Here is a 25,790-nt window from a genome sequence, read left to right as displayed (position 1 = left end):
CACGCCGAGGGTCCGCCGGCTGGGCAGAGGGACGACCAGCCGCGAAAATCTCACCTGGCCATCATGGCGAAAATGTCGAAAGCTCCGTGACGTCGATCGACGCAGGGGTGGCGGCCGGACGAGGCCGCCAGTCGACAACGAGGAGACGACATGCGGTTCATGCTCATGCACCGAGTCCAGGAGGACGACCCGGCTTCGTGGGAGCCGAACGCCGAACTCATCGAGCGGATGAACGCGTTCGTGGAGAAGCTGACCGCGGACGGCGTGATGCTCGGCGCCGAAGGCGTGCAGCAACAGGGCGCGGTGGTGCGCAGGCGTGGTGCGGCGATCAAGTCGATCGACGGGCCGTTCGCCGAGGCCAAGGAGGTCGTCGGCGGGTTCCTGCTGATCAACGCGAAGGACCTGGCCGAGGCCACGGCCGTGGCGGAGGAGTACATCACCTGCTTCGCGGGCGTCGAGGAGATGTCGGTCGAGGTGCGGCGGGTCGCCGAGTTCGAGGACATCGAGCCCTATCTGACCAAGTAGGCCAGTTCGACGACGAACCACTCGCCGTCCAGCTGACAAGGTCCACCTGGGTGGAGCCGCACGTCCTCGCTGTCCAGCGCAACGAGCACGTGCGGCCCCTCCAGGTCCAGCGACGCGTCCGAGACCGTGCGCACGGTGACGTCGTCGGGCCGGACGTCCAGCGGTTCCGGCAGGTTCTCGCCCAGGTCCTTCAGTTCGACCAGCCGGTTGCGGTAGAAGGTCGCGCCGATGTTCGTGAGCCGGTGCACGGGCGACACGGGCCGGTACACGAAACCGCCGCGATGCTCGGAGATGAACCGCGGCTCGCTGCCGTCGAGCCAGTCCATCCGGCCTTCCGAGCCGTCGACGCTGAGCACGACGTACGGGTTGTGGTGCAGGTGCCACGGGTGGGTCTCGCCCGGTTCGAGCGTCACCTCCCACACCCTGATCACCGGATCGTCGTGCAGCACGCGCCGGCCGACGTCGACTAGCACGATCTCCTCGCCGGACGGTGAGACCACGACGTCACCCCGCAAGGCGCACCTCCAGCAGATAGCGGTCCTGGACCGACTGCCACGACGCGGCGGTCCACGGTTCGATGTGGGCGATGTGCGCGTCCGGTCGCAGCAGGACCACGACGTCGCCGAAGCGTTCGCGCACCGTGTCGCCCGGATCGAAGTAAGCGCGCGAACGCAGGCCTGAGTCGTGCGGCGCGTCCCACCGGCTCACGACGACCTGCCTGAGTCCGGCAGGTCCGTCAGCGGGGATGAACGGCCGGCGGCGGGCGTCGGTGAGGTGCAGCGCGACGAACGAGTCACGGCACAGCTCGTGCAGGTGGACGGGACCGCGCAGGCCGAAGATCCGCAGGTCCGGGGCTCGGTCGCCGACGCGCAAAGGCCCGGTGCGCGTCATCGACCAGTCGGCGCCCAGCCTCACGCCGAGCAACGTCCGCGTCATCGCGTCCCGCCACCCGGCCACGGAGTCCGAGCGCCGGTCCATCACGGCACGGGCCGCCTCCGCCATCGCGCCGGAACCGTGCACGGCCACCGGTTTCTGCTCGGCCTCGTAGCCGTCCAGCAAAGCCTCCGAAGCCCACCCGCGCAGCACCCACGCCAGGCGCCACGGCAGGTTGGACGCGTCGAGCACGCCGGTGTTCAGGCCCAGCGCCCACATCGGCGTGATCAGGTGCGCCGCGTCGCCCAGCAGGAACACCCGGCTGTCCCGCCACGACGACGCGACGCGGTGGTGCACGGTGTAGACGTTGCTGCCCAGCACCTCCAGCGAGCCGACCTCGCCGATGAAGTGCCGCGCCTTGTCCCGCAGCTCGTCAGAGGCCGGCTCGTCCCGGCCGGGTGCCAGTGGGAACACGAACCGCCAGCAGTGCGGCTGCCGAACGAGGACCATCCACTCCTCGCGGTCGCCGAAGTAGGCCAGGTACGGGTAGTCGCGCGGGTGGGCGATGTCGAGGTCGCACACCAGGTCGACCAGCATGTACCGCTGTTCCAGGGTGTGGCCGCCGACCTCGACGCCGAGTCGTTCCCGCACGGTCGACCGGCCGCCGTCGCAGCCCAGCACGTACGCGGCCGCGAAGCCGACGGTTCCGTCCGGAGTGGACAGTTGTAGCGTCACGCCGTCCTCGTGCTGGGTGAAGTCCACCAGCCGATGACCCATTCGCACCGTGCCGGGTGCCAGCATCGACGCGAGCACCGGCTCCAGCTCGTGCTGCGGAACGTTGACGACGAACGGAAACCGGGTCTCGCCGGCCAACGCCGACGTGAGCACGCTCCCGGTCGAGGTCCCGGTCGCCCGGTCCACCTCGCCGATCTCGTCGAGCCGCAGCGACGCCTCCAGCACCGGCCCCAGCGCGTCGTACCGGTCCAGCACCTCCAGCGTGCGCGTCAGGATCGTGCCAGCCCTGGTCTCTGCCGACAGCTCGTCGCCGGCCTCGAAGACGACGACCGGGACGCCGTGCGCGACCAGGCCCAGCGCGGTGATCAGCCCGATCGGGCCCGCGCCTATTACGGCCACCGGACTATCGGACGTGTTCATCAGCCCTCCCCGACCTCTATGTTCGACCATGAGGGTGCCTTCGGGGGAGGGAACATGAGGAAAGCGTTTTCAGTGTTGCTGGTCATGCTCGCTGTGACGGCCTGTGCGGCGCCGGCCGGGCAGAAGGCTTCGCAGAAGGTCAACTACCTGACGTCGTTCGGCACGTTCGGCCGGGACGCGTACGTCTACGTGGCGAAGGAGAAGGGATTCTTCGACGAGGCAGGCCTGGACGTCACGATCACGCCGGGCACCGGCAGCGTCGACGTCCTGAAGCTGGTCTCGGCCGGGCGCGCCGACTTCGGCGTCGCCGACTTCACCGCCACCGCGATCACCACGGCCAAGGAGAAAATGCCGGTCACCGTGCTGGCGGCGATCCAGCAACGGTCGCTGGCCGCGATCGTCGCCCTGGAGGGCAACGGGATCAGCAAACCGGCCGACCTGGAGGGCAAGAAGATCGGTGACCAGCCGGGGTCGACGAACCAGGTGATGTTCCCGGTCTACGCCAAGGCCGCCGGCATCGATCCGGCGAAGGTCCAGTTCGTGCCGTCCGCTCCGCCCGCGCTGCCGCAGCTGCTGGCGGCCGGGCAGGTCGACGGGATCGGCCAGTTCGTCGTCGGCAAGCCGTTGATCGAGGCGGCGGCGAAGGGCAAGAAAGCGGTGGTGTTGCCGTACGGCGACCTGGTGCCTGACCTCTACGGCAACGCGCTCGTGTCGTCCAAGGACTTCGTGCAGAACAAGCCGGAGTTGGCGCGTACGTTCATGACGGCGTTGCTCAAGGGTCTGGAGTATTCGATCGAGCACCCGGACGAGGTCGGCCCGATCCTCAAGAAGTACCAGCCGACCCAGGACGCGGACGTGGCCAGTGCCGAGGTCGGGCTGATGGCGCCGTACGTCAAGCCGTCGGACTACAGCGGACGCGTGGGCGGGGTGACGGAGGCGCGGGTCTCGAAGATCGTCGGCACCCTCGTGGAGGCCGGTGCGATTCCGGCGGGATCGTTGGCGCCCACCGACTTCGTGTCCTTCGGGAGCTCGCCCAAGTGATCACCCTGAGCGGGGTCTCACACTCCTTCGGCGGTGTGCACGCGCTCGACGGCATCGACCTGGAGGTGGGTGAGCACGAGTTCGTCGCGGTGATCGGGCGGTCGGGCTGCGGCAAGTCGACGTTGCTGCGGCTCGTCGCCGGGCTGCTGACGCCGTCTCGTGGCCGGATCCTGGTGGCCGGTTCGCCGGTCACCAGGCCGCGCCGGGACGTCTCGGTCATGTTCCAGCGGCCGGCGTTGCTGCCGTGGCGGACGGTGCTGGCCAACGTCCTGCTGCCGACCGAGATCCTCGGCCTGGGCGATCACCGGGACCGCGCGCACGAACTGCTGGAACTGGCCGGGCTCGGCGGGTTCGAGAAACGGCTGCCGCACGAGCTGTCCGGCGGCATGCAGCAACGGGTGTCGCTGTGCCGGTCGTTGATCCAGAGTCCTCAGGTGATGCTGATGGACGAGCCGTTCTCCGCGTTGGACGCGATCACCCGCACCGAGCTTTCCGAGGAACTGCAACGGGTTCAGCTCGCGCGGCCGCGCGCCGTCGTGTTCGTGACGCACTCCATCGACGAGGCCGTGCTGCTCGCCGACCGGATCGTGGTGCTCAGTCCGCGGCCGGGCCGGATCCACCGGGTCGTCGAGGTGGATCTGCCGAGGCCGCGTGCGCTCGGGCAGGTCGAGCTGGACGAGGTGAGCCGCGAGTTGCGCGGGCTCCTGGTGACCGCGTGAGGACCGCGCTGCCGGTGCTGGGACTGCTGGCGATCATCGGGCTGTGGTGGCTCGCGACGATCGTGTTCGGGATCGAGCCGCTGCTCGTCCCGTCACCGGCCGACGTCGTCGCGTCGTTCCTGGAACTGCCCGGCTACCTGCTCGAACAGGCGCTGATCACGTTGTGGGAGGCCGTGTCCGGCTTCGGGCTGTCCATTGTGATCGGTGTGCCGCTGGCGTTGCTGATCGTCGGGTCGCGCGTGCTGGAGCGGATGTTCTACCCGCTGCTGGTCGCGCTCAACGCCGTGCCGAAGGTCGCCATCGCGCCGATCGTGGTGGTGTGGTTCGGGTTCGGCATCTCCTCGAAGGTGCTCATGGTGGTGCTGGTGTGCATCTTCCCGATCGTCATCTCGACCGCGTCCGGCATGAAGTCGACGCCGAGCGAACTGGTCGAGCTGTTCCGGTCGCTCGACGCCACGCGCACGCACGAGTTCTTCAAGCTGCGCCTGTGGCACGCGTTGCCGCAGATCTTCGTCGGTCTGAAGGTGTCGATCACCTTGGCGGTCATCGGGGCGGTGATCGGTGAGTTCGTCGGAGCCGACGCCGGACTGGGCTACGTGATCACCGTGTCCGGTGGCAGCGCCGACACCTCGCTGGCGTTCGCGGCGATGGCGCTGCTCGCGATCATCAGCGTCGCACTCTTCTACGGCCTGACCTGGGTCGAGCGGAAGCTCGTGCCCTGGGCGGAGGTCTAACGCGCCAGGCGGTTCAGCAGTTCGCCGAGCAGCGCCCGTTCTCCCGGCGTGAGGCCGGCCGGATCGTCGGCGACCAGGGCGCGCAGGGTGAGCGCGGTGCTCGCACGGGTCGCGGCGGCGTCGGTCGTGGGAGCGTGCAGGACGCCGGCCAGCGCGGACTCGCGGACGCGTTCGGACAGCGCGAAGTCCGGTTCCGGCTGGGTGATCAGGGTCAGCGTGACGCCGACGTTCGCGGCGAGCACCTGTTCGGCGGCGTCGTCCGCGGGCACCTTCAGCAGGCCTTTCGTGGCGGCCTCGGTGAACCTGTCCCGCAGCGCGGCATGCGCGGGAGCGGTGACGGCACAAGGCTTTCCCGGTTCGGCGCGGCCGTAGAGCAGGCCGTAGAACGACGGGTGCTCCAGCCCGAACCGCACGTGCCTGTCCCAGCCCTCCCGCAGGTCGTCGAGCGGGTCGCCGGAGCTCTCCACGGCGGTGTACTGGGTGAAGCCGTGGTTCAGCACGGCGTCGATCAGGCCCTGCTTGCTGCCGAAGTGGTGGTACAGCGTCGGCGCCTGCACGCCGGCGCGTTCGCACACGGCCCTCGTGGACACCGTGCCGCCGCCGTCCAGCAACTCGGCCGCGGCGAGCAGGAGTCGATCCCGTGCGTTCTGCATGTGGTTATAGTAGATCATATAGCGCTACATTGAGTGCTATAGCGAAAGGAGAAGTCTGATGAGGACCTGGTTCATCACCGGAGGGACGCCTGGAGGGTTCGGGCTGGTCTACGCCGAGGCGGCGCTCGAGCAGGGCGACCGGGTGGTGCTGACCGCGCGTCGGCCAGCTGAACTGCGGGAATGGGCCAACCAGCACGGCGATCGCGTGCTGGTTCTCCAGCTCGACGTGACTGACGCCGAGCAGGTGCGCGCGGCGGTGGCGGCAGCGGAGGAGCGGTTCGGCGGGATCGACGTGCTCGTCAACAACGCGGGCCGCGGCTGGTACGGCTCGGTGGAGGGAACTCCGGACGAGACGGTCCGTCGCACGTTCGACCTGAACCTGTTCGCGGTGGTCGAGGTGGTGCGCGCGGTGCTGCCGGGCATGCGGGCGCGCGGTGACGGCTGGATCGTGAACATGTCGTCCCTGGCCGGACTGGTCGGGGTGCAGGGCTTCGGCCACTACTCGGCGGCGAAGTTCGCGCTCGAAGGGCTGTCGGAGACACTGCGCCAGGAGGTCGAGCCGTTCGGTGTGCGGGTGCTCGTCGTGGAGCCGGGGGCGTTCCGCACCAAGGCGTACGCGGGCTTCCAGGACGAGCCGGTGCGCGAAACCGTTGACGCGTACACGGGTCTGGTGGAGGGCATCCGCGCGACGTTCGCGGACCAGGACGGCAAGCAGCCGGGCGATCCCGGACGCGGGGTGCGGGCCGTGCTCAGCGCGATGAACGCATCTGTTCCGCCGCAACGGATCGTGCTCGGCGGCGCCGCGTACGACGCCGCCGTTGCGATGCACGAGAGTGCACTTGTCGAGCTGCGCGAGAACAAGAAGCTCTCGCGTGGTGCGGACTTCTAGTTCGCCGTGCCGCCACCTGCGGCGAGGCGCATCAGGTCGGAGTCGAGGTCGATCGTCAGCTCCGTGCCGCCCGCGCTGCCGTACTCGTGCTGATAGCTGCCCCACGACTCGTCGCGCACGGTCTTCTCGAAGCCGGAGGTCATGAGCGCCACCAGTTCGAGGGCCGCCCGCTCGATGCGCTTGTTGAGGCCGTTGTCCTGCCAGTCCTCGGTCGCGGCGAACAGCGCCGTCGGCACCACGACCGTGCGCAGGTAGGCGAACAGGCCGCGCATCTGGTCGTCGACCACGAGCGCGTGCCTTGCCGTGCCGGCGGTCGCGGCGAGCACGACGGGCTTCGCGATCAGCAGGTCGTTGTCGAGGATCTGGAAGAACGACGTGAACAGGCCGCTCGCGCCCGCCTTGTAGACGGGGGTGCTCGCGACGATGCCGTCCGCGTGCCGCAGGGTCGTGATGGCGGTCTGCAGCTTCGGCCCGATGTGGTTGGACACCAGGGCGTTCGCGATCTCGGAGGCGAGCTCGCGCAGTTCGATCACCGTCGTGCCGACGGTCTGCGCCCGCTTGCCGGCGAGCGTTTCGACCCGTCCGGCGACGCGGTCGGCGAGCAGACGGGTGGACGACGGGTCGCTCGTGCCGGCGGACACCACCACCAACTGGAAGTTCTGGCCCATTACTCCTCGCTCTGGCTGAGCTTGCCGGTGATCACGGCGAGCTGTTCGAGTTCTTGCGGCGTCAGCACGTTCAGTGCGCGCGTGACGCTGCGTGCGTGCGGGCGGCCGATCTGGCGTTGCGTCTCCCGGCCCGCGGGGGTGAGCGTCAGGCGCACACCCCTGCGGTCGCCGGGGTCGGGGCAGCGGTCGAGGTAGCCGCGTTCGACCAGGCGGTCGACCATGCGGGACAGAGCGGGCTGGCTCAGCAGCACGTGGCGGTTCAGCTCACTCATCCTGAGTGGACTGTCGCACTTGGACAGCTGGTACAGCACGTCGTACTCCCGCATGGTCAGGTCGCCCCAGATGTCCTCCGCGTTGAACTGCTTCATCAACACGGAGTACGCCTTCATCAGGGACTCCCACGCCTCGTTGGCTCTGGTCACTGCGAGTCCTGGTACGGCGAGCCACCCGTGACGTTGTCACCCCGGTTGGCGTTCGGCTTGGGCCGGCGGACCGGTCCGTCGCCGTACTTGTCCTTGACGCGCCCGGCGTGCGTCGGCGGCTTGGCGGTCTCGGGGTCCTGCCGCGCCTCCATCTCCTTGCGCAGCACCGGAACCACCTCCTCGCCCAGCAGGTCGAGCTGGTTGAGCACCATCTTGAGCGGCAGGCCGGCGTGGTCCATCAGGAACATCTGGCGCTGGTAGTCGCCGAAGTGCTCGCGGAACGTCAGCGTCTTGTCGATGACCTCCTGCGGGCTGCCGACCGACAGCGGCGTCTGCTCCATGAAGTCCTCCATCCTCGGGCCGTGGCCGTAGACGGGAGCCTCGTTGAAGTACGGGCGGAACTCCTTGAGCGCGTCCTGCGACCGCTTCGCGATGTACGCCTGACCGCCCAGACCGACGATGGCCTGCTTCTCCGTGCCGTGGCCGTAGTGCGCGTACCGCTGGCGGTAGAACTTGATCAGCCGCATGTAGTGCTCTTTCGGCCAGAAGATGTTGTTCGCGAAGAACCCGTCACCGTAGAACGCGGCCTGCTCGGCGATCTCCGGTGTGCGGATGGACCCGTGCCACACGAACGGCGGCAGGTCGTCCAACGGCCGCGGCGTGGAGGTGAAGCCCTGCAACGGAGTGCGGAACTTCCCTTCCCAGTCCACGACGTCCTCGCGCCACAACCGGTGCAGCAGGTTGTAGTTCTCGAGCGCCAGCGGCAGGCTCTGCCGGATGTCGGCGCCGAACCACGGGTAGACCGGCGCGGTGTTGCCGCGACCCAGCATCAGGTCCATGCGACCCTTCGACAGGTGCTGGAGCATCGCGTACTCCTCGGCGATGCGCACCGGGTCGTTCGTGGTGATCAGCGTCGTCGCGGTGCTGACGATCAGCTTCTCGGTCTTCGCCGCGATGTGGCTGAGCAGCGTGGTCGGCGCGGACGAGAAGAACGGCGGGTTGTGGTGCTCGCCGATCGCGAACACGTCGAGCCCGACCTCTTCTGCCTTCTCCGCGATCTGCACGATCGCGTCGATGCGCTCGGCCTCGCTGGGGGTCTCGCCGCTCACCGGGTCCCTGGTGATGTCGCTCACCGAGAAGATTCCGAACTGCACGGCACCCGCCTCCTTCTGATCCGTACTGTCTGATGACTAATGCGTTTGCATCTACTCTAACGCCTGGGTGCCCCACCTATTCCCACTACCCTGATCACATGTCATTGGGCGTGGGGGACGCCTGCTTCAGCTACGGCGGAGTCCCCGTTTTCGCAGGTCTGTCGTTCGTCGCGGCTCCCGGTGAGGCCGTCGCCGTCCTGGGGGCGAACGGCTCGGGCAAGTCGACGCTGCTCCGCTGCCTGGTCGGGGCGGAGGTGCTGGACTCGGGCAGAGTGCTGTTCGACGGTGGTGTGGTGGACGAGTCGTCGGGCGCGTTCCGTGCCGCCGTCGCGTCGCTTCTGGACGACGCCGACTACTTCCCGGACGTGTCCGTTGTGGAGCACCTGCGGCTGCTGGCGTGGCTGCACGGCTCCACCGCGGACGTCTCGGCCGTGCTGTCGGAGGTCGGACTGACCTCGGCGGCGGACCAGCTGCCGCCGACGTTGTCCTCGGGGCAACGCCATCGGCTCGGGCTGGCGTCGTGCTTCGTGCGCCCGCGTTCGGTGCTCGTGCTGGACGAACCGGAACAGCGCCTCGACACGGCCGGCCGCACCTGGCTGCGCTCCCGCCTGCTGGCGGAGAAGGCTTCCGGGGTCGCGGTCGTGTTCGCGTCGCACGACCAGGAGCTGGTGGAGGCGGTGGCGTGCCGGACCGTCACGCTGTGACCGCCGCTGCCGTCCGGCGCCGGTTGCGGACTCCTGAACCGTGGCGGTTCCTGGTCGCGCGGCTGTACTCGCGGATCGTCCTCGTGTCGATCGCCGGCGCGGTCGGCTACGGCTGGGCGTACGCCGGGCTCACGAAGGCACCTCAGGCCGGGAGCGCCTGGACCGCGCTCTGGTTGTCGGTGCTGGGCGCTACCGTGCTGATGAAGGTGTCGCTGGCGTTCGGGCCGGTCTTCGCCGGCGCGGACCGGATGTTCTGGGTGCTGAGCTCGCCGGCGTCGCGCGGGGCCTTGCTGCGGCCCCGCTTTTTCGGGCTGCTCGCTGTTGGCGCGGCGGTGGGTGTCGTGTGGCCCGCGGTGGTGTTCGGGGTCGTGGGGGCGGTTGTGCCGCCGCTGGTCGCCGGTGTTCTCGGGGCCGCCTGTGGGCTTGCCGTGGTGGCCGGGGCCGTGGTGTTGCAACGGGCTCGGGTGCGGGCGCAGGGGTGGTTGAGCGGGCTGGTCGGGCTGGCGGTGGTGGCGCTGGTGGTGCCTGCCGGGTGGTTCGGTGTACCGGTGCCTTGGGCGGGTTCGGTCGGCGTGCCTGCGGACCGGCCGGGTGAGCTGGCGGGTGGCGTGCCTGCGGACCAGCCGGGTTCTGGTGGCACGGCAGCGGGCGAGTTGGGCACCTTCGGCGGGCCGGCTGGAGAGCCCGGCGTGATCTGGGCCGCCTGGGCGGTGGCGATCGGCCTGGCGTTGGTGGCCGCAGCCTCCGTACGGCACCTGCGGCGGTCCGACCTCGCGAGTGGGGCGGCGTTGGCCGGCGTGACGCGGGTGTCGGTGAGCTGGTTCGACCTCGCACTCCTCGGCGCGATCCTCGCGGAACGCCGTGCGCGCAGCCTGGGACGCGTGAAGTCGGCTCGGCTGAACCAGGGTCGCTCCCACGTCGCAGCCCTCGCCTGGACCGACGCGCTTCGACTGCGCCGCACCCCCAGCGCCGCCCTGGTCTGGGCGGCGCTGCTGCCGGTCCCTGCGCTCGTGGCACTGGGCGGCGAGCCTGACATCGCTCCCGCCGCCCACCTCGTCGCCGCGTTCCTGGCCACCGACCGGCTGGCCGCGGGCCTGAAGTTCGTGTGCCGTTCCCCGGCCATGCGCCGAGCCTTGGGCCTGCCCGATCGTCAGCTGAGGCTGGCCCACCTCGTGTTCCCCGCGGTGGGCGCCGTTCTGTGGTGTGCGATCACCACGGCCTTCACGCCGCACGTGTCCGTGGTGAACGGGATCATCTCGGCGGCGGGCGCGGTGGCGGTCGTGTATCGGATCGCTACGCGCCCGCCGGTCGACTACGGTGCCGCGATCGTCAGCTTCGGGATGTACGGGCCGACACCGGCCGGCCTGATCGTGCAGCTCAGTCGTGGCCCGGCCCTGCTGACGGTGCTCGGTCTGGTGCAGACGATGCTGTAACGCTGACCTTTAGGCGAGCAGCGCCGCCACGCGTTCAGCGGTGGCCACACTGGACTGCGGGTTCTGGCCTGTCACGAGATTGCCGTCCACGACCACCGTGCTCGACCACGGCTCACCCGTCGAGAGTCGCGCGCCGAGTTCGGTCAGCCGACCGGCGACGGAGTAGGGGACGTTCAGGCCGCCCTGGCGTTCCTCCTCGTCGCTGAACACCGCCATCTCCTTGCCGGCGAACACGAACGTGCCGTCCGCGCGGACCGCACTGAGCAGCCCGGCCGGTCCGTGGCACAGCGCCGCTACGAGCTTGCCGTTGTCGTGGAAGTCCGCGAGCAGCGTGCCCAGCGACGTGTCGGACGCCAGGTCCGCCATCGGGCCGTGCCCGCCGGGCAGGTAGATCGCGTCGAAGTCGGCGGCCTTCAGACCGGACAGCACGGCCGGGGCGCGCAGGTCCTCCAGTGAGGTGACGGCGTCGTCGAACCTGCCGTCGAGGCTCGCCTTGTCCACGGTCGGCACGACGCCGCCCGGCGTTGCCAGCGTGACCTCGATGCCGGCCTCCCGCAGGACGCGCACGGACTCCACGACTTCCTCGGCCCAGTAGCCCGTGGGGTGGCTCGAACCGTCCGCCAGCGTCAGCGAGTCGGCGCCGGTCACGACCATCAGTAGCTTCTTCATGTGCCCAGGACATCACAGATCAGCAGAACGCGACGGAGGAGCTATAAGCTGACTTATGGCTTCGAGGTTGACGGACCTGGATCTGCTGGCGACGTTCCTGGAGATCTACCGGGGCGGCTCGCTGACCAGCGCGGCGTCCAGGCGGGGGCTCACCCAGCCGGCCGTCAGCGGGCAGCTCGCGAAGCTGGAGAAGGAGCTCGGCGCGCCGCTGTTCGTGCGGGGCAGCCGTGGGGTCACGCCGACACCCCGTGCCGATGAGCTGGCACGACGTGTCGGTACCCACCTCGATCAGCTCAAGACCGCCCTCGACCCCGTATCGGCTCTCGAAGGCACGGTGCGACTCGGGGGAGCGGCCGAGTTCATGACCACCCGAGGCATGCCCGCGTTCACCCCGCTGACCCAGCGCGGCCTCCGGCTGGAGATCACGCTCGGCCTGGCCGGCGACCTCCTCAACGGCCTGAAGGCCGGGCAGCTCGACCTCGTGCTGTCCTCGGTCCGCCCCGGCGCGGGCCTCACCGCCACCCCGTTCACCGACGAGGAGTTCCTGCTGGTCGGGCCACCGATGCTGGCCAGAACCGTGGACCAGCGGCTGCTCGCGCGGAACCCGGCGCGCGCCCTCGAACACCTGCCGCTCGTCGCCTACTCGGACGAGCTGCCGATCATCCGGAGGTACTGGCGCAGCGAGTTCGGCGAACGACCGAAGAACGCGACCGCCGTGATCGTGCCGGACCTGCGCGCCGTGCTGGCCGCCGTGATCGCCGGGGCGGGCGTGTCGGCCCTACCGCGCTACCTCGCCGAACCCGCGCTCGCCGCCGGATCCGTCGAACAGCTGCACCACCCGGAGATACCCCCGCTCAACACCCTCTACGTGGTCACCCGCGGCACGACGACCCCGGCCACCGACGTGGTCGCGGAGCACCTGAGGTCACGCGACTGGGGCGCGCTCTAGACGCTCCGAAGAACCGAGACCACGATGCCGAGGATCACGGCCTTGTCGCCGTCGATGACCGGGTACGCCTCGTTGCGCGGCTCGAGGAACACGTGGCCGTTGCGACGCTGGTACACCTTCACCGTCGCCTCCTCCTCGATCATCGCGGCGACGATCTGGCCGTTGTAGGCCTCGTGCGTCTGCCGCACCACGACGGTGTCGCCGTCGCAGATCGCGGCGTCGATCATCGAGTCACCGCGCACGCGCAGCGCGAACACGTTGCTGCCCCTGCCGACCAGCCCGCGCGGCAGGTTCAGCACCTCGTCCACGTGCTCGATGGCGGAGATCGGGGTACCGGCGGCGATGTCACCGACGACCGGCACGGAGATCGAGTCCTCGGAGACCATCCCCGGCGCCATCGGCGCGCCGCTCAGGAAGACCCGCACGTCCATCGGCCGCGTCACGGAACCGCCGCGCTTGAGGAAACCCTTGTCCTCCAACGAGGACAGGTGCTTGGAGACGCTGGAGGACGACTTCAGGCCGACCGCCTCGCCGATCTCGCGGGTGCTGGGGGAGTAGCCGTGCTCGACGACCCAGTCGCGAATGGCGACCAGGATCATCTGCTGGCGCTCCGGCAGCTCCGTCGTGTCGAGCTCAAGATCGTCGTAGGCGGTCATCGGCCAGATACTAGTAATGGGGTTGCAGACACGATCGGGTGGCCGTTCGATCATGTGATGACCTCTGCCTGGGTAGGAGACCTCGTCCGGTTGCGCGGCGTCGAACCGGAGGACTGGGAGGCCTTCCACCGGTTCGACGACAACACGGACGAGATGCGCAGGGCGGACCGCGTCCACCCGCCGCGATCCGCTGCCGGGCAACGGGAATGGGCGCAGAAGCAGGCGTTGAAGGAGCCGGTGGACGACAGGATGATGCTCGCCGTCGAGTCGCTGGCCGACGGGGCGCTGGCCGGGATGATGACGACCAGCGAGATCGACCATCGCGCGGGGCGGTTCAGTTACGGGGTCGCGATCGGCACCGGGCACAAAGGACGCGGCTACGCGACGGAAGCCGTGCGGCTGCTGCTGAACTTCATGTTCGGCGAGCGGCGGTTCCACAAGTGCGAGGCGAGCGTCTGGGCGTTCAACGACGCCTCGATCGCGTTGCACCGCAAGCTCGGCTTCACCGAGGAGGGCAGGCTGCGCGACCACGAGTTCTTCGCCGGGCGCCACCACGACGTGGTGCTGTTCGGGATGACGGCCGCCGAGTTCGCCGCCCGGCACCCGTACCCGAGCGAGATCTGATCGGCTCCTCCACGATGTGGCGGTGAGCACACGTCGGGAACGCTCCTGGGGCCTGCGACCAGGTAGGTCTGTGCGAACCCAGGTGGCGCCCGTGGCGCTGACACCAGAAGTGGCGCCAGGCGTGCTGGACGAGGCCGCGCTGCTGGAGCTGTACGAGTCGACGGCCGAGCGGTTGCACCGCTACGTGGCCAGGCGGGTCGGCACCGACACCGCGCAGGACGTGGTGTCCGAGGCGTTCCTGGTGCTGTGGGACCAGCGCGCCGGGCAGACCTACGAGGCCGACGCGATCCGCGCCTGGCTCTACGGCGTGGCGACGAACCTGCTGCGCGGCCACGTCCGCGCCGAGGAACGCAAGCTGCGGGCGTGGAGCAAGGAGTACGCGGCCCGCACCGACGAGGCCGACATCGGCGACAGGGTGAGCGCCGCGGCGGACGCCGGCGTGCTCGCCGGTCCGCTCACCTCCTGGCTCGCCGAACTGCGCGTCGAGGAACGCGAGGTGCTGCTGCTGCACGCGTGGGCGGACTTCACGCCGACCGAGATCGCGGTGGCGCTCGACGTCCCGGTGGCCACCGTGCGCACGCGTCTGCACCGTGGCCGCGCACGGCTGCGCACCCGCCTTGTCGCGACCGACTACGACTTCACCGAGGACAGCCATGTCTGAGCCCACCAAGCCCGAGACCCTCGACCGACTGCTCGACGCCGCCCTGTCCCGGGCCGGCGACGAGCCCGTCCAGTTCGACGTGGCGGCAGGCAAGAACGCCCTGGCCGCCGCGCTGAAGTCACGCGCCGAAGTGGCCGAGCCGATCGCCGTCGGCGCCGAGCACCGGCCGCGCAGGCGGGTCCGGTGGCTCGCCGCCGCGGCCGCCGTGGCCGTGCTGACCGGCGGTGGCCTGGCCGCGTCGACCGTCGACCTCACCGGCGTCGGCAGCAACTCCGTGAGCGCCGCCGAGGAGCTGATCAAGGCAGCGGACCTCGCCTCCCGCGTGGTCGACCGCCCGCTCGCCCCCGGCCAGTTCCGCTACGTGCGCAGCCGTTACGAGGGCATCAGCGGCGAGTACGGCTCGACGAACGCGACGTACAGCGACATCGTCCAAGAAGAGTGGATTCCCGCTGACCGCCGCGACGAGTGGCTGTTCCGCAACCAGAACGTCTCGACGAAGTGGCTGGAAGGGCACGAGGGCCAGGGGCAGCCTCAATCCGGTTCGGCGTTCAAGGACGGTCAGGAGTTCCGCGCCAAGTGCGGCAACTACTCCTACTACGCCGAGGGGCAGCCGGACCGCTGCACGAACGGCAAGTTCCACAATCCGACGCCGGAGTTCATCGCCTCGCTGCCGAAGGACCCGGCGGCACTGCTGGCGAGGCTCAAGGACGCGGGACAGACCGGCGACGCCGGAGCGTTGGTGGAGGCCGGCGGGGCGCTCAACTCGGGGCAGTACCCGGCCGAGGTGCGGGCGAACATCTTCCGCGCGCTCGCCCTGATGCCCGGCCTGGTCGTGACCGACAAGAAGGCCAACCTCGACGGCAAGGAAGGCGTCGCGCTCGGCATGAAGTACTTCGACTACTTCACCGAGATCATCATCGACCCGGAGAACGGTGACTACATCGGTCGCCGGGAGACCGTCGCCGAGGACCTGCCCGAGGAGGAGGGCGGCCTGGAGAAGGGCACCGTCCGCACGTCCTCCGCGGTGACCACCAAGATCGTGGACTCGCTGGGCGCCAGGTAGCTTCTCCCGCCATTCGGGGCGCGGGAGAGACATGCAACCCTGGGGTTGCGCATCCTCGGGGGGATGTGCAACTCTGGGGTTGCACTTATTGGCGGACATCGGGAGTTGTCGTGAGCGTGGACCGGATCGAACGCGAGACGCTGATCAAGGCACCGCTGGCGCGGGTCTGGCAGCTGGTGACCGAGCCGGGGTTCTGGGTGGCCTCCCAGCCGTCCGGCGCCGCGGTCGAGGGGGAGACGACCCTCTGCAAGAACGAGCAGTACGGCGACTTCCCGGTGCGGGTCGAGACCGTGACGCCGCAGACCTACGTGTCCTACCGCTGGGCCAGCGCGTTCCAGGGACAGGAGCTGGGCGCGGACAACACCACGCTGGTCGAGTTCACCCTCACGCCCGAGGGCGAGACGACTCGGCTGAAGGTGGTGGAGAGCGGGTTCTCGCAGCTCGCGGGCTCGGAGGAGCTGCGCGCGAAGGCTCTTCGCGACAACACGGGCGGCTGGCCCGAGGTGCTCGACGCGTTCGTGAAGAAGGCCGAAAGCTAAGTTGAGCGCGTGCCCAAATCAGCCGACCGCGGCCGCCGCACCCGTGAACAACTGATCGACGCCGCCGCTGTGCTGGTGGGTGAGGTCGGCTGGGGTGCGGTGACCACGCGGCTGGTCGCCGAACGGGCGGGCGTCAACGCCGCGCTCGTGCACTACCACTTCTCGTCGGTGCAGGAACTGCTGTCGACGGCCGCGCTGCGGTTCGCTTCGAAGGCGTTGGCCGAGTCGGCGGAGGCGCTGCGGTCGGTGTCGCCGGCCGAGGGCGTCGAACGGATCTTCGCGGACCTGTCCCGGTTCACCGGCACGGATCCCGAGTCGTTGCTGCTGGCCGAGGCGTTCCTGGCGGCGCACCGGTTGCCCGAGTTGCGGGCCGGGCTGTCGGCGCTGGTCGTGGAGTTCCGCACGGGTGTCGCCGGGTGGTTGCGGGAGTCGGGGGTGCAGGACGCCGACGCGGTGGCGTTGTTGCTGGGCGCGGCCATCGACGGGCTGGTGCTGCACCGCGCGCTGGACTCCTCAGTCGACTTCGGCGTGGTCGCAGGCCCGTTCCGGCGCCTCGTCGCGGGCTGACCAGCGGGGCTCGCCACCGGCCTGTGCGAACGCGGCCAGCGCCTCGACCAGGCCGTGCCGCAGGTGCTCCGGCATGCGCGCGACGATCGTGCTGATCTCGGCACGCCGGCGGGCCATCACCTCGGTCACGACCCGGCTGCCTTCCTCGCTCGCCACGACCACGACCTCGCGTTTCGTGGCGGGGTTCGGGGCGCGGTCGACCATGCCGGACGTGATCAGGCGGTCGATCATGCGCTTGGCCGTGGACGGGTTGACCTCCAGGAGGTCGGCGAGCGCCGTGAGGCTCATCGGACCGCGGCTGTCGAGCAGGACGACCATCCTGAGCTGCGGCAGCGTGAGCGTCTCCTCGACGGCTGCGAGCGACCGCGCCGACACCGCTACCAGCAGGCGGGACGCGGTGAGGACCGCGTCGGTCAGGTCGTCGGCATCGCTCACGCCTGTAGTTCTACAGGGCCCGCCTTCAGATAACGAAAAGATAAACATTGCACTGTGCAACGGTCGGCGGGTCGTGGGCTGTCCGTACCTCTCGGCATGCGGATACTCCTCGTTGCATTGCTGACGTTGTCGCTCGGCGCGCAACCCGCGTTCGCGCAGCAGGACCTGGGGCCCGGCTACGTCCAGACCCAGTTCGGGCCGATGGGCCCGGCCGGACGCGACCTGCTCCAGAAGGTGGCGCTCGCGGGGTTGTGGGAGGGGCCCGCCGGGCGGATGGGGCTCGAGAAGTCGGCCAGCTCGAAGGTGCAGGAGGCCGGTCGGCACCTGATCGACGGGCACGCCGACCTGGACAGGCGCACGGTCGAGCTCGCCCGCACGCTGAACGTCCAGCTGCCCACGCGGCCCAACGAGTCGCAGCAGGGCTGGCTCGACGAGATGACGGCCGCGCCCGCGCGCAGTCCCGAGTTCGACCGCGTGTTCGCGAACCGGCTGCGGGCGGCGCACGGCGTCGTCTACAAGTTCCTGGCGAGCGTGCGCACCGGCACGCGCAACACGGCGATCCGGGATTACGCCAAGGTCTGCATGGACACCGTGCTCGACCACATGACGGTGCTCGAAGCCACCGGGATGGTCGACTTCAACGACACCGAGGCGATCCCCCTGGCTCTGGTCGCACAGCCCTCCTCGGTCGCGCCCACCGCTCCCGCGGCTGTGTCGCAGCAGTACTCCCAGCAGCGGCAACAGGGTGACGGTGTGCCCGACGGCTTGATCGGACTGGGGGTGTTGGCGCTGATCGTGGCCGGTCTCTGGTTCTGGACGAGCGGGCGGAGCAGTCGCCGGATGCACCCGTAGTGCTAGATTGGGCATATGCCTAAGTCGAACGCCCAACAGCGTGTGTTGATCGTCGGAGCGGGGATAGCCGGTCTCGCCACCGCGTGGTGGCTGGAGCGCGCGGGGTGGGATGTCCTGGTGGTGGAGAAGGCGCCGTCGTTCCGCGCGGGCGGCTACATGATCGATTTCTTCGGGCCGGGTCACGAGGTGGCGCGGCGGATGGGACTGCTGCCGGCGCTGGAACGGCGGCGGGCGCCGATCTCGTCGGTGACGAGCGTGGATTCGGCCGGTCGCCGGCGCAGTGAGATCTCCACCGCCGCCTACGAGGCGGTCGCGGACGGAGTGATCAGCCTGTTGCGCGGCGACCTGGCGTCGGTGATCCGTGACGACCTGCGGGCCGAGATTCGGTACGGCACCACGGTTTCCGCCATCGACGACGGGCGCGTGACGTTCTCGGACGGTTCTGCTGACGAGTTCGACCTGGTCGTGGGTGCGGACGGCGTGCACTCGCGGGTGCGGGAGCTGGTGTTCGGGTCGTCGTTCGTGCGGTACCTGGGGCATCACGTGGCGGCGTTCTCGGTCCACGATCCCGCGCTGAGCGCCCGGATCGGCTATCGCTACCAGATGCTGACCGTGCCGCACCGGATGATCGGCTGCTATGCCGTGCGGGACGGGTCGATGGCCGCGTTGATGCTCTACCGGTCCGCGTCCCCGGAGTTGCCCGCTGATCCGGCGACGGAGTTGCGGTCGCGGTTCGGCGACCTCGGCTGGGTCGCGCCCTCGCTGCTTTCCGTTGTGCCGGAGGACGTCTACTACGACGAGGTGTCCCAAGTGGACATGCCGGTCTGGCATCGAGGCAAGGTTGTGCTCGTCGGCGACGCGTGCGGGGCCGTCTCGCTGTTCGCGGGCCACGGGGCGTCGCTCGCGATGACCGGCGCCTGCGTGCTGGCGGAGGAGCTTGCCGCGGGCCTCGACGGCGCTTTCGACCGCTATCAGGCGCGGATGAAGCCCGCCGTGGAGCACACCCAGGAGTTCGGGCGGCGGTTCATCGGCTGGATGGCGCCCTCGTCGGCGTGGCGGATCTCGTTGCGCGACCTGGCTTTCCGGCTGTCCGGTCTGCCCGTCGTGCGGAACCTGATCCGCGGCTCCGTCATGCCGGACGTCGACGGGGTGCTCACACCCGCAGCACCCGCAGGCACAGCCGCCTGAGCACCTCGCGCAGCTCGTCGTCGGTCAGGTGGGGGAACGCCGCGATCACCGGGCCGACGTCGCTCGTGAGGAACCACGCGGCCCGCTGGTCGTCGGTCGGCTCGTCGCCGAACAACAGTCGCATGGCCTTCTCGGCCAGCCTCGCCAGCTCGGCGTTGATCCTCTCGTTGCGCCGCACGCTGGGATCGGTCCGGCCGAGCGGCGACAACGCCCTGTTCGCGACGACCTGGTCCACGAACCCCGCGACCACGTGCTCGGCGCGGGCCCGCTTGCCCCTGATCTTCGCGGTCTCGTCCAGCATCGCCTCGAAGAACGCGATGCTGTTGTCCAGCAACGCTTCCAGGATCGCCGACTTCGTGCGGAAGTAGTAGTAGACGTTCGCCTTCGTCACGTCCATGTCGTCCGCGACCGTCCGCAGCCGCCGCCCGGCGGTGCCCGGCCGCTACGAGGTCGTGGAGGCCGACCTGACGTCGGACGCCGGCTGGGCCGAGGCGATGAAGGGCGTGCGGTACGTGCTGCACGTCGCGTCACCGATGTCCGGCAGCGCCGACCTGGTCGGTCCCGCGCGCGAGGGAACGTTGCGGGTGCTGCGGTTCGCGGTGGAAGCAGGCGTGGAACGGGTCGTGATGACGTCGTCCTGCGCCGCGGCGACGCCTCCGGAAGGCTCGACCGGTTCGTTCGACGAGACGGTGTGGACGGACCCGTCGGGCGTGGGGATCGACGAGTACCGGCGCTCCAAGCTGCTGGCCGAGCAGGCGGCCTGGGAGTTCATGCGCCACAAGGACACCTCGCTCGTGACGGTGCTGCCCGGCGCTGTCTTCGGTCCGATCCAGACGCGCGCCAACATGGGTTCGGTGCGGGTGATCGAACGCATCCTCGGCGGCATGCCGGGCGTGCCGCGCATCGGCCTCAACATCGTCGACGTCCGCGACGCGGCCGACCTGCACGTCAGGGCCATGACCGCCCCGGACGCGGCGGGGGAGCGGTTCATCGCGGTCAGCGAGTTCATGTGGATGGCCGACGTCGCGCGCTCGCTGGACGCGCCGTCCCGCGAACTCCCGAACTTCGTGGTGCGCGCGGCTTCTCTGGTGGCCAAGGACATGCGGCCGCTCGTGCCCATGCTCGGCCGCGGTTACTCCTACACCCACGCCAAGGCGTCCTCGATGCTCGGCTGGGCACCTCGCCCGGCGCGCGACACCGTCGTCGAATGCGCGGCGAGCCTGCGTCAACGGGCGTCGTAGGCCTCGCGGTTGGTGAGCACCTCGGCGATGTGCTCCTCGGCCCACTGGCACAGCGCGAGCAACGGCGCGTGCAGTGTGAACCCGAGCTCCGTCAGCTCGTACTCGACGCGCGGCGGCACCTCGGCGTGCACGTGCCGCGTGACGAGCCCGTCCCGTTCGAGGTCTCGCAACGTCTCGGTCAGCACCTTGCCGCTGATGCCGTCGAGCTGCGTCTTCAGGTCGCCGAACCGCGTGCGCCCGTTGCCCAGCACCGACACCGCCATCGCCGTCCACTTGTTCGCGATGCGCGCCAGGCTCGTGCGCGACGGGCAGGTGGCCGCCAGCACGCTCCAGTCCGGCATGGTCTGTGACATGGCACACATCCGTCCATTAGTTACGTTGAGGTAATTGGTTACTTTTGGTGAGCATAGGTCAACCTCAACGAAAGGGAGACCCCATGACCACTCCGCTCGCCGTCGTCACCACCTACTTCGAGGCCCTCGAGTCCGGTGACTTCGCCACCGTCGCCGCCCAGTTCGCCGACGACATCGTGTGGCACCAGCCGGGCGACAACCGGTTCTCGGGCCTGCACCGCGGCGGCGACGCCGTCGGAGCCATGATCGGCGGCATGATGTCCGTGTCCGAGGGCACGTTCTCGTTGAAGCGCAACGCCCCGCTGATGGTGAACGGCGACACGGTGGCGGCTCCGGTGCGCTGGACGGCCAAGCGGTCCGGCGCGGAGATGGACGGGGTCGGGGTCGACCTGATGCGCGTCGTGGACGGCAAGGTCGCCGAGGTGTGGCTGTTCACGGCCGACCCGGCGGAGGAGGACACCTTCTGGGGTCAGGAGTGAGTTCGGCGCGTCCCGCCACCCGATCGGGCTAGATCACGACAGACTGTGCGGCGTGGAACGGGATCGCAGGTGGGCGGACAAGGGTGAGGCCATCGGGCACGGCGTGAGCTGGCTCGCGCGGTGGAGTCTGCGGACGGCGCTGGCCGCGCTCGGCTTCTGGATGGTGTTCTGGCTGATCGGGACGCTCTGGGTGGTCGTGATGCCCGTGCTGCTCGGACTGCTGATCACGACGGTGCTGTGGCCGCCGGCGCGCTGGATGATGTCCAAGGGGCTGAACTCGGCGCTGTCGGCGACGATCGTGCTGATCGTCGGGCTCGGGGTGCTGGGCGGGGTCATCGCGGCGATCTCGTCGTCGATCGCGTCCGGTGTGCCGGAGATCGCGCAGAGCGCGCAGAAGGCCGTCACGCAGCTCCAGGACTGGGCGTCCGGGCCGCCGTTCAACCTGAAGGGCAGCGACCTCGACCGGCTCATCTCGCAGGGCGTCGAGCAGATCAAGTCCAGCATCGGGTCGATCGCCGGCGGGCTGCTGACCGGGGCGGGCGCGGTGACGTCCGGTGTCGTGACCGGGCTGGTCGCGCTGCTGCTGGCGTTCTTCTTCGTCAAGGACGGCATGCGGTTCACGCCGTGGGTGCGCGGGCTGATCGGCGAGCGCGCCGGCGGCCACGTGACGACGGTGCTGGAGCGGGTCTGGGTGACGCTCGGCAGCTTCATCCGCAGTCAGGCGATCGTGTCGCTGATCGACGCCATCTTCATCGGGCTCGGCCTGGTCATCCTCGGCGTGCCGCTGGCGATCCCGCTGGCCGCGCTGACGTTCCTCGGCGGCTTCATCCCGATCATCGGCGCGTTCATCGCGGGTGCGCTGGCCGTGCTGGTCGCGCTCGTCAGCAACGGCGTGACCACGGCCATCATCATGTTGATCATCGTCATCGTGGTGCAGCAGGTCGAGGGCAACGTGCTGCAGCCGATCCTCCAGTCGCGCAGCCTGCGTCTGCACGCGGCGGTCGTGTTGCTCGTCGTCACGGCAGGGACCAGTCTTTACGGCATCGCGGGAGCGTTCTTCTCCGTCCCGGTTGCCGCCGCGGTGGCCGTCGTGATGCGCTACCTGGGCGAAGTCATCGAGGCGAGGTCCGTAATGGTTACGTCACAACCTGACGGGGATGAACCAGGCGAGACCGAACGTTCTCCTGAGTGAACCCGAGAAGAGGAGTGACACTGTGACGGAGAAGGCTGTTCTCGCGGGCGGCTGTTTCTGGGGCATGCAGGACCTGTTCCGCCGCCACCCCGGCGTCGTCTCCACGCGCGTCGGCTACACCGGCGACCCCAGCACGCCGAACGCCACCTACCGCCGCCACGGCAACCACGCCGAGGCCATCGAGATCACGTTCGACCCCGAGCAGCTCAGCTACCGGCAGATCCTGGAGTTCTTCTTCCAGATCCACGACCCGTCGACCCGCAACCGCCAGGGCAACGACGTCGGCGCCGGCTACCGCTCGGCGATCTTCTACACCGACGACACGCAGAAGCAGGTCGCGGAGGAGACGATCGCCGCGGTCGACGCCTCCGGCAAGTGGCCGGGCAAGGTCGTCACCGAGGTCACCCAGGAGTCGGACTTCTGGCTGGCCGAGCCGGAGCACCAGGACTACCTGGAGCGCTACCCGAACGGCTACACGTGCCACTACGTGCGGCCGGAGTGGCAGCTCGGCGAGCGTTGATCGAGATCGTCGCGCTGCACGTCTCACCCGTGCACGCTTTCGAGGGCCGTCCGTCGGACGGCCCTCGTCCCGATCCCGGACCCGTCTCGCGCGATCGCGTGGACGTTCGGGCTGGGCTGGGCATCGTCGGCGACCGGTACTTCAACCATCCCGCGCATCGCAACGCGGCGGTCACGTTCATCTCGGCCGAGTCGCTCGACCCGTGGCCGGTGGACCCGCTGCTGGCGCGCCGCAACGTCGTCGTGCGCGGGTTCGACGTGGACTCGCTGCCGCGCGGCGCGGTGTTCAGCCTGGACAGCGGGGACGGGCCGGTGCGGTTCGAGGTGCATCGGCCGGCGAACCCCTGTGCGTGGATGGATCAGGTCATCGCTCCCGGCGCCTTCAGGGCGTTGCGCGGGAAGGGCGGGATTCGCTGCGTGCCGCTGGACGACGGGGTGCTGCGTACCGGGAAATCCACCGTGGTCATAGTGGGCGCATGAAGTGGTTGCGCCGCAAGCCAACGATCATCACGGCGGTAAGCCTCACCTTAGTGCTCGTCGCCGCCGCAGCGCTGTGGAACGTCGCCAGCGCCCGCACGTTCCAGTTCTTCGGTGACCTGGTCGACCGCGTCGAGACCAACGAGAAGCTGGTGGCCCTCACCTTCGACGACGGCCCCGATCCCGCCGGCGCCCAGCAGGTCCTGGACCTGCTGAAGGCAGAAGACGTCCCGGCGACGTTCTTCCTCATGGGCCGCGACCTGGAGAAGTACCCCGATCTGGGCAGACAGATCGCGGAGGCGAAGCACGAGATCGGCAACCACACCTTCCACCACCAGCGCATGATCGGCGTTCTGCCGAGCACCGTGGCGAAGGAGATCGAGGACACCGACGCTCAGATCCGCAGGACCGGCTACAGCGGCGACATCCACTTCCGCCCGCCCAACGGCAAGAAGCTCTTCGCCCTGCCGCACTACCTGAAGGAACACAACCGCACGACGGTCATGTGGGACGTGGAACCGGACTCCGAAGGCACGCCCACCGCACAACAGATCGCCCAGCAGACCCTCGCCGAGACCAAACCGGGCTCGATCATCCTGCTCCACCCCATGTACGCCGCCAGGGACCAGACCCGGCAGGCGCTCAAGCCCATCATCACCGGGCTGAAGGAGCGCGGTTACCGGTTCCTCACCGTGTCCGCGCTCCTCGACAGCCGTTAGATGAGATCGGCCAGCTCCACCCGGCGCAGGAACTCGCCGCGCACCCGGTCCGCCACCGCGTTCACGACCTCGGCACCATCAGCGGAGGGGTCGATGTGCACGCGGAACGGTGGCTTCGAGGAGCCGACGACGTCCACGATCGCGTCGGCCACGGCGCCGACGTCCGCCCACGACGGTTCCAGTTCGGCGAGCCGGCCGCCCACCTGGTCCATCAGGCCGGGGTAGAACTCCTCGTACTCCGCGGCCCGAGACGTGTCGGCGGGGGTGCCGCTGTGCGCGAAGTGGTTGGTGCCGTGGGTGAAGGCGCCCGGCACGACGATCGTGGTCTCGATGCCGAACCGCAGCAGCTCGGCGCGGTAGGAGACCGCGACCGCGTCCATCGCCGCCTTGGCCGCGAAGTACGGGGCCAGGTACGGGGGAGTGCCGCCGCGCGTCGAGCTGGAACCCACCCACACGACGTGGCCCGAGTGCTGACCGCGCAGGTGCGGCAGGGCGGCGCGGTTCACGCGCTGGGTGCCCAGGACGTTCACGTCGTACAGGGCCGCGTACTGCTCCGGCGTGAAGGCCTCGGCCGGACCGGTGACCATGTGGCCCGCGTTGTGGACGACCACGTCCAGATGTCCTTGTTCCGCGATGATCGACGCGATCGCGGCGTCCGCGGGCTCCTGCGACTGCACGTCGAGCTCGACGGCGTGCACGTCGGCCTTGTTCTCGGCGCCGAACACCCCGAGTTCTTCCACGGCACCGGAGTTGCGGCCGGAGGTCTCCCGCATGCCCGCGTAGACGGTGTGGCCGGCGAGGGCCAGCCTGCGGACCGCCAGCGCGCCGAAACCGCTGGACGCTCCCGTGACGACGATGACCTTGCCCATCAGATGATGCCTCCGTTCGCGCGAATGGTCTGGCCGTTGATCCAGCGAGCCGGGCCCGCCAGGAAGGAGATGACCTCCGCGATGTCGCCGGTCGAGCCGAGACGCTCCAGCGGCGGCTGCTTCGCGAGGGTGTCGATGGTCGCCTGGTCCTTGCCGTCGAGGAACAGGTCGGTGGCGGTGGGGCCGGGGGCGACGGTGTTCACGGTGATGTCGCGGCCGCGCAGCTCACGGGCCAGGATCAGGGTCAGTGCCTCGACGCCGCCCTTGGACATGGCGTAGGCCCCGTACTGGGGGAAGCGCAGACCCACCACGGACGACGAGACGTTGATGATCGCGCCACCGTCACGCAGCCGGCGTGCGGCCTGTTGGTTCACGATGAACGTGCCGCGGGCGTTGGTGCGCATGATGCGGTCGAACGTGTCGAGGTCCATGTCCGCGACGGTGCCGAGCGGCATGATGCCCGCGGAGTTCACGACGACGTCCACGCCGCCGAAGGTCTGCACGGCCAGTTCGAACGCGGCGGTGACGGCTTTCTCGTCGCCGACGTCGGCCTGCGCGGCGACGGCCTGGCCGCCGTTCGCCCTGATCTTCTCCACGGCCTCGTCAGCCGCAGTCTTGTTGCCGGCGTACACGATGACGACGGCCGTTCCGTCGGCGGCGAGGCGCTCGGCGGCAGCCCGCCCGATGCCCCTCGATCCGCCGGTGACGATCGCAACGCGAGTCATGACAGCACTCCTAGCTGGTGTTTCCGTCGTTACCTGATTCAAC

34 protein-coding genes are annotated in these 25,790 nt (G+C 69.4%); 21 read left to right on the top strand and 13 right to left on the bottom strand.

Features of this window, described 5'->3' with window-relative positions; translation table 11 throughout:
- Nucleotides 1–150: 150 nt before the first annotated feature.
- Entirely contained in the window at nt 151–525 is a 375-nt protein-coding gene (locus BM417_RS44545) for a YciI family protein (RefSeq protein ID WP_093606164.1), read from the top strand.
- Here BM417_RS44545 and BM417_RS48330 read toward each other — a convergent pair.
- On the bottom strand, nt 510–1,025 hold the full coding sequence (locus BM417_RS48330) for a hypothetical protein (RefSeq protein WP_177320967.1): 516 nt from the start codon (nt 1,023–1,025) through the stop codon (nt 510–512). The genes BM417_RS44545 and BM417_RS48330 overlap by 16 nt on opposite strands.
- Nucleotides 1,026–1,029: 4 nt before the next feature.
- Nucleotides 1,030–2,553, bottom strand: a complete 1,524-nt coding sequence (locus tag BM417_RS44535) for an FAD-dependent monooxygenase (RefSeq protein WP_093606163.1) — start codon at nt 2,551–2,553, stop codon at nt 1,030–1,032.
- Between the two features lie 54 nt (nt 2,554–2,607).
- On the opposite strand from BM417_RS44535, the gene BM417_RS44530 reads away from it, so the two are divergent.
- From BM417_RS44530 to BM417_RS44520, 3 genes are read left to right on the top strand one after another with little or no spacing between them, the layout of a single operon-like run.
- A complete protein-coding gene (locus tag BM417_RS44530; protein WP_245822820.1) occupies nt 2,608–3,594 on the top strand; it encodes an ABC transporter substrate-binding protein in 987 nt (328 codons plus the stop codon).
- The gene (locus tag BM417_RS44525) at nt 3,591–4,313 is read left to right on the top strand and encodes an ABC transporter ATP-binding protein (protein ID WP_093606162.1); all 723 of its coding nucleotides are present in this window, start codon (nt 3,591–3,593) and stop codon (nt 4,311–4,313) included. Before BM417_RS44530 ends, BM417_RS44525 begins: the two co-directional genes overlap by 4 nt.
- The gene (locus tag BM417_RS44520) at nt 4,310–5,047 is read left to right on the top strand and encodes an ABC transporter permease (protein WP_093606161.1); all 738 of its coding nucleotides are present in this window, start codon (nt 4,310–4,312) and stop codon (nt 5,045–5,047) included. Before BM417_RS44525 ends, BM417_RS44520 begins: the two co-directional genes overlap by 4 nt.
- On the opposite strand, the gene BM417_RS44515 is transcribed toward BM417_RS44520, so the two are convergent.
- On the bottom strand, nt 5,044–5,700 hold the full coding sequence (locus BM417_RS44515; RefSeq protein ID WP_177320966.1) for a TetR/AcrR family transcriptional regulator: 657 nt from the start codon (nt 5,698–5,700) through the stop codon (nt 5,044–5,046). The two genes, BM417_RS44520 and BM417_RS44515, sit on opposite strands and share 4 nt — an antisense overlap.
- 58 nt (nt 5,701–5,758) lie before the next feature.
- On the opposite strand from BM417_RS44515, the gene BM417_RS44510 reads away from it, so the two are divergent.
- Complete coding sequence (locus tag BM417_RS44510) at nt 5,759–6,589, top strand: SDR family NAD(P)-dependent oxidoreductase (RefSeq protein WP_093606159.1); 831 nt, start codon at nt 5,759–5,761, stop codon at nt 6,587–6,589.
- On the opposite strand, the gene BM417_RS44505 is transcribed toward BM417_RS44510, so the two are convergent.
- From BM417_RS44505 to BM417_RS44495, 3 genes are read right to left on the bottom strand one after another with little or no spacing between them, the layout of a single operon-like run.
- Nucleotides 6,586–7,257, bottom strand: coding sequence for a CE1759 family FMN reductase (locus tag BM417_RS44505; RefSeq protein WP_093606158.1), 672 nt, complete (start codon nt 7,255–7,257; stop codon nt 6,586–6,588). The genes BM417_RS44510 and BM417_RS44505 overlap by 4 nt on opposite strands.
- The gene (locus tag BM417_RS44500) at nt 7,257–7,679 is read right to left on the bottom strand and encodes a MarR family winged helix-turn-helix transcriptional regulator (RefSeq protein WP_245822817.1); all 423 of its coding nucleotides are present in this window, start codon (nt 7,677–7,679) and stop codon (nt 7,257–7,259) included. Before BM417_RS44500 ends, BM417_RS44505 begins: the two co-directional genes overlap by 1 nt.
- Nucleotides 7,676–8,833: an LLM class flavin-dependent oxidoreductase gene (locus BM417_RS44495; RefSeq protein WP_093606157.1), complete on the bottom strand. Its 1,158-nt coding sequence runs from the start codon at nt 8,831–8,833 to the stop codon at nt 7,676–7,678. The genes BM417_RS44500 and BM417_RS44495 overlap by 4 nt, the downstream gene beginning before the upstream one ends.
- Before the next feature lie 98 nt (nt 8,834–8,931).
- Here BM417_RS44495 and BM417_RS44490 point away from each other — a divergent pair, with 98 nt between their 5' ends.
- Entirely contained in the window at nt 8,932–9,537 is a 606-nt protein-coding gene (locus tag BM417_RS44490) for an ABC transporter ATP-binding protein (protein WP_093606156.1), read from the top strand.
- On the top strand, nt 9,534–10,970 hold the full coding sequence (locus tag BM417_RS44485) for a DUF6297 family protein (RefSeq protein WP_143139092.1): 1,437 nt from the start codon (nt 9,534–9,536) through the stop codon (nt 10,968–10,970). Before BM417_RS44490 ends, BM417_RS44485 begins: the two co-directional genes overlap by 4 nt.
- A 9-nt stretch (nt 10,971–10,979) precedes the next feature.
- Here BM417_RS44485 and BM417_RS44480 read toward each other — a convergent pair whose 3' ends face one another.
- Entirely contained in the window at nt 10,980–11,639 is a 660-nt protein-coding gene (locus BM417_RS44480; protein ID WP_093606154.1) for a type 1 glutamine amidotransferase domain-containing protein, read from the bottom strand.
- Between the two features lie 55 nt (nt 11,640–11,694).
- Here BM417_RS44480 and BM417_RS44475 point away from each other — a divergent pair, with 55 nt between their 5' ends.
- Nucleotides 11,695–12,588, top strand: coding sequence for a LysR family transcriptional regulator (locus BM417_RS44475; protein ID WP_245822815.1), 894 nt, complete (start codon nt 11,695–11,697; stop codon nt 12,586–12,588).
- Here the strand turns inward: BM417_RS44475 and lexA are convergent.
- Nucleotides 12,585–13,244 (bottom strand): transcriptional repressor LexA, encoded by a 660-nt coding sequence (gene lexA, locus BM417_RS44470; protein WP_093606153.1) that lies wholly within the window; start codon nt 13,242–13,244, stop codon nt 12,585–12,587. The genes BM417_RS44475 and lexA overlap by 4 nt on opposite strands.
- 57 nt (nt 13,245–13,301) lie before the next feature.
- On the opposite strand from lexA, the gene BM417_RS44465 reads away from it, so the two are divergent.
- From BM417_RS44465 to BM417_RS44445, 5 genes are all read left to right on the top strand, one after another.
- The gene (locus BM417_RS44465; RefSeq protein WP_093606152.1) at nt 13,302–13,868 is read left to right on the top strand and encodes a GNAT family N-acetyltransferase; all 567 of its coding nucleotides are present in this window, start codon (nt 13,302–13,304) and stop codon (nt 13,866–13,868) included.
- A 70-nt stretch (nt 13,869–13,938) separates the two neighbouring features.
- Nucleotides 13,939–14,529, top strand: a complete 591-nt coding sequence (locus BM417_RS44460) for an RNA polymerase sigma factor (RefSeq protein WP_218164765.1) — start codon at nt 13,939–13,941, stop codon at nt 14,527–14,529.
- Nucleotides 14,522–15,592, top strand: coding sequence for a CU044_5270 family protein (locus tag BM417_RS44455; protein WP_093606150.1), 1,071 nt, complete (start codon nt 14,522–14,524; stop codon nt 15,590–15,592). The genes BM417_RS44460 and BM417_RS44455 overlap by 8 nt, the downstream gene beginning before the upstream one ends.
- 110 nt (nt 15,593–15,702) lie before the next feature.
- A complete protein-coding gene (locus BM417_RS44450) occupies nt 15,703–16,131 on the top strand; it encodes an SRPBCC domain-containing protein (protein ID WP_093606149.1) in 429 nt (142 codons plus the stop codon).
- A 9-nt stretch (nt 16,132–16,140) separates the two neighbouring features.
- Nucleotides 16,141–16,698: a TetR/AcrR family transcriptional regulator gene (locus tag BM417_RS44445; protein WP_093606148.1), complete on the top strand. Its 558-nt coding sequence runs from the start codon at nt 16,141–16,143 to the stop codon at nt 16,696–16,698.
- On the opposite strand, the gene BM417_RS44440 is transcribed toward BM417_RS44445, so the two are convergent.
- Nucleotides 16,645–17,133, bottom strand: coding sequence for a MarR family winged helix-turn-helix transcriptional regulator (locus tag BM417_RS44440; RefSeq protein ID WP_245822813.1), 489 nt, complete (start codon nt 17,131–17,133; stop codon nt 16,645–16,647). The two genes, BM417_RS44445 and BM417_RS44440, sit on opposite strands and share 54 nt — an antisense overlap.
- A 96-nt stretch (nt 17,134–17,229) precedes the next feature.
- Between BM417_RS44440 and BM417_RS44435 the strand changes: the two genes are divergently transcribed.
- Nucleotides 17,230–17,985: a DUF4142 domain-containing protein gene (locus BM417_RS44435; protein ID WP_093606146.1), complete on the top strand. Its 756-nt coding sequence runs from the start codon at nt 17,230–17,232 to the stop codon at nt 17,983–17,985.
- A gap of 15 nt (nt 17,986–18,000) precedes the next feature.
- Complete coding sequence (locus tag BM417_RS44430) at nt 18,001–19,173, top strand: FAD-dependent oxidoreductase (protein ID WP_093606145.1); 1,173 nt, start codon at nt 18,001–18,003, stop codon at nt 19,171–19,173.
- Here the strand turns inward: BM417_RS44430 and BM417_RS44425 are convergent.
- Nucleotides 19,139–19,570: a TetR/AcrR family transcriptional regulator gene (locus tag BM417_RS44425; RefSeq protein ID WP_093606144.1), complete on the bottom strand. Its 432-nt coding sequence runs from the start codon at nt 19,568–19,570 to the stop codon at nt 19,139–19,141. The genes BM417_RS44430 and BM417_RS44425 overlap by 35 nt on opposite strands.
- Here BM417_RS44425 and BM417_RS44420 point away from each other — a divergent pair.
- Entirely contained in the window at nt 19,569–20,414 is an 846-nt protein-coding gene (locus tag BM417_RS44420; protein ID WP_093606143.1) for an NAD-dependent epimerase/dehydratase family protein, read from the top strand. The genes BM417_RS44425 and BM417_RS44420 overlap by 2 nt on opposite strands.
- Here the strand turns inward: BM417_RS44420 and BM417_RS44415 are convergent.
- Nucleotides 20,399–20,767: a winged helix-turn-helix transcriptional regulator gene (locus BM417_RS44415; RefSeq protein ID WP_093606142.1), complete on the bottom strand. Its 369-nt coding sequence runs from the start codon at nt 20,765–20,767 to the stop codon at nt 20,399–20,401. The two genes, BM417_RS44420 and BM417_RS44415, sit on opposite strands and share 16 nt — an antisense overlap.
- Before the next feature lie 83 nt (nt 20,768–20,850).
- Here BM417_RS44415 and BM417_RS44410 point away from each other — a divergent pair, with 83 nt between their 5' ends.
- From BM417_RS44410 to BM417_RS44390, 5 genes are read left to right on the top strand one after another with little or no spacing between them, the layout of a single operon-like run.
- Nucleotides 20,851–21,246 carry a nuclear transport factor 2 family protein gene (locus tag BM417_RS44410; protein ID WP_093606141.1) on the top strand — a complete coding sequence of 132 codons (396 nt, stop codon included), beginning with the start codon at nt 20,851–20,853 and terminating at the stop codon, nt 21,244–21,246.
- 52 nt (nt 21,247–21,298) lie between these two features.
- On the top strand, nt 21,299–22,438 hold the full coding sequence (locus tag BM417_RS44405) for an AI-2E family transporter (RefSeq protein ID WP_093606140.1): 1,140 nt from the start codon (nt 21,299–21,301) through the stop codon (nt 22,436–22,438).
- 22 nt (nt 22,439–22,460) lie between these two features.
- Nucleotides 22,461–22,958 (top strand): peptide-methionine (S)-S-oxide reductase MsrA, encoded by a 498-nt coding sequence (msrA, locus tag BM417_RS44400; protein WP_093606139.1) that lies wholly within the window; start codon nt 22,461–22,463, stop codon nt 22,956–22,958.
- Nucleotides 22,937–23,437, top strand: a complete 501-nt coding sequence (locus tag BM417_RS44395; RefSeq protein ID WP_093606138.1) for an MOSC domain-containing protein — start codon at nt 22,937–22,939, stop codon at nt 23,435–23,437. Before msrA ends, BM417_RS44395 begins: the two co-directional genes overlap by 22 nt.
- On the top strand, nt 23,434–24,153 hold the full coding sequence (locus tag BM417_RS44390) for a polysaccharide deacetylase family protein (protein ID WP_093606137.1): 720 nt from the start codon (nt 23,434–23,436) through the stop codon (nt 24,151–24,153). Before BM417_RS44395 ends, BM417_RS44390 begins: the two co-directional genes overlap by 4 nt.
- Here BM417_RS44390 and BM417_RS44385 read toward each other — a convergent pair.
- The gene (locus BM417_RS44385; RefSeq protein ID WP_218164764.1) at nt 24,150–25,022 is read right to left on the bottom strand and encodes an SDR family NAD(P)-dependent oxidoreductase; all 873 of its coding nucleotides are present in this window, start codon (nt 25,020–25,022) and stop codon (nt 24,150–24,152) included. The two genes, BM417_RS44390 and BM417_RS44385, sit on opposite strands and share 4 nt — an antisense overlap.
- Complete coding sequence (locus BM417_RS44380; protein ID WP_093606135.1) at nt 25,022–25,747, bottom strand: SDR family oxidoreductase; 726 nt, start codon at nt 25,745–25,747, stop codon at nt 25,022–25,024. The genes BM417_RS44385 and BM417_RS44380 overlap by 1 nt, the downstream gene beginning before the upstream one ends.
- Nucleotides 25,748–25,790: the final 43 nt, after the last annotated feature.

Source organism: Lentzea waywayandensis (assembly GCF_900115955.1).
Taxonomy (GTDB): domain Bacteria; phylum Actinomycetota; class Actinomycetes; order Mycobacteriales; family Pseudonocardiaceae; genus Lentzea; species Lentzea waywayandensis.
This window is presented reverse-complemented; position numbering and strand designations above follow the sequence as displayed.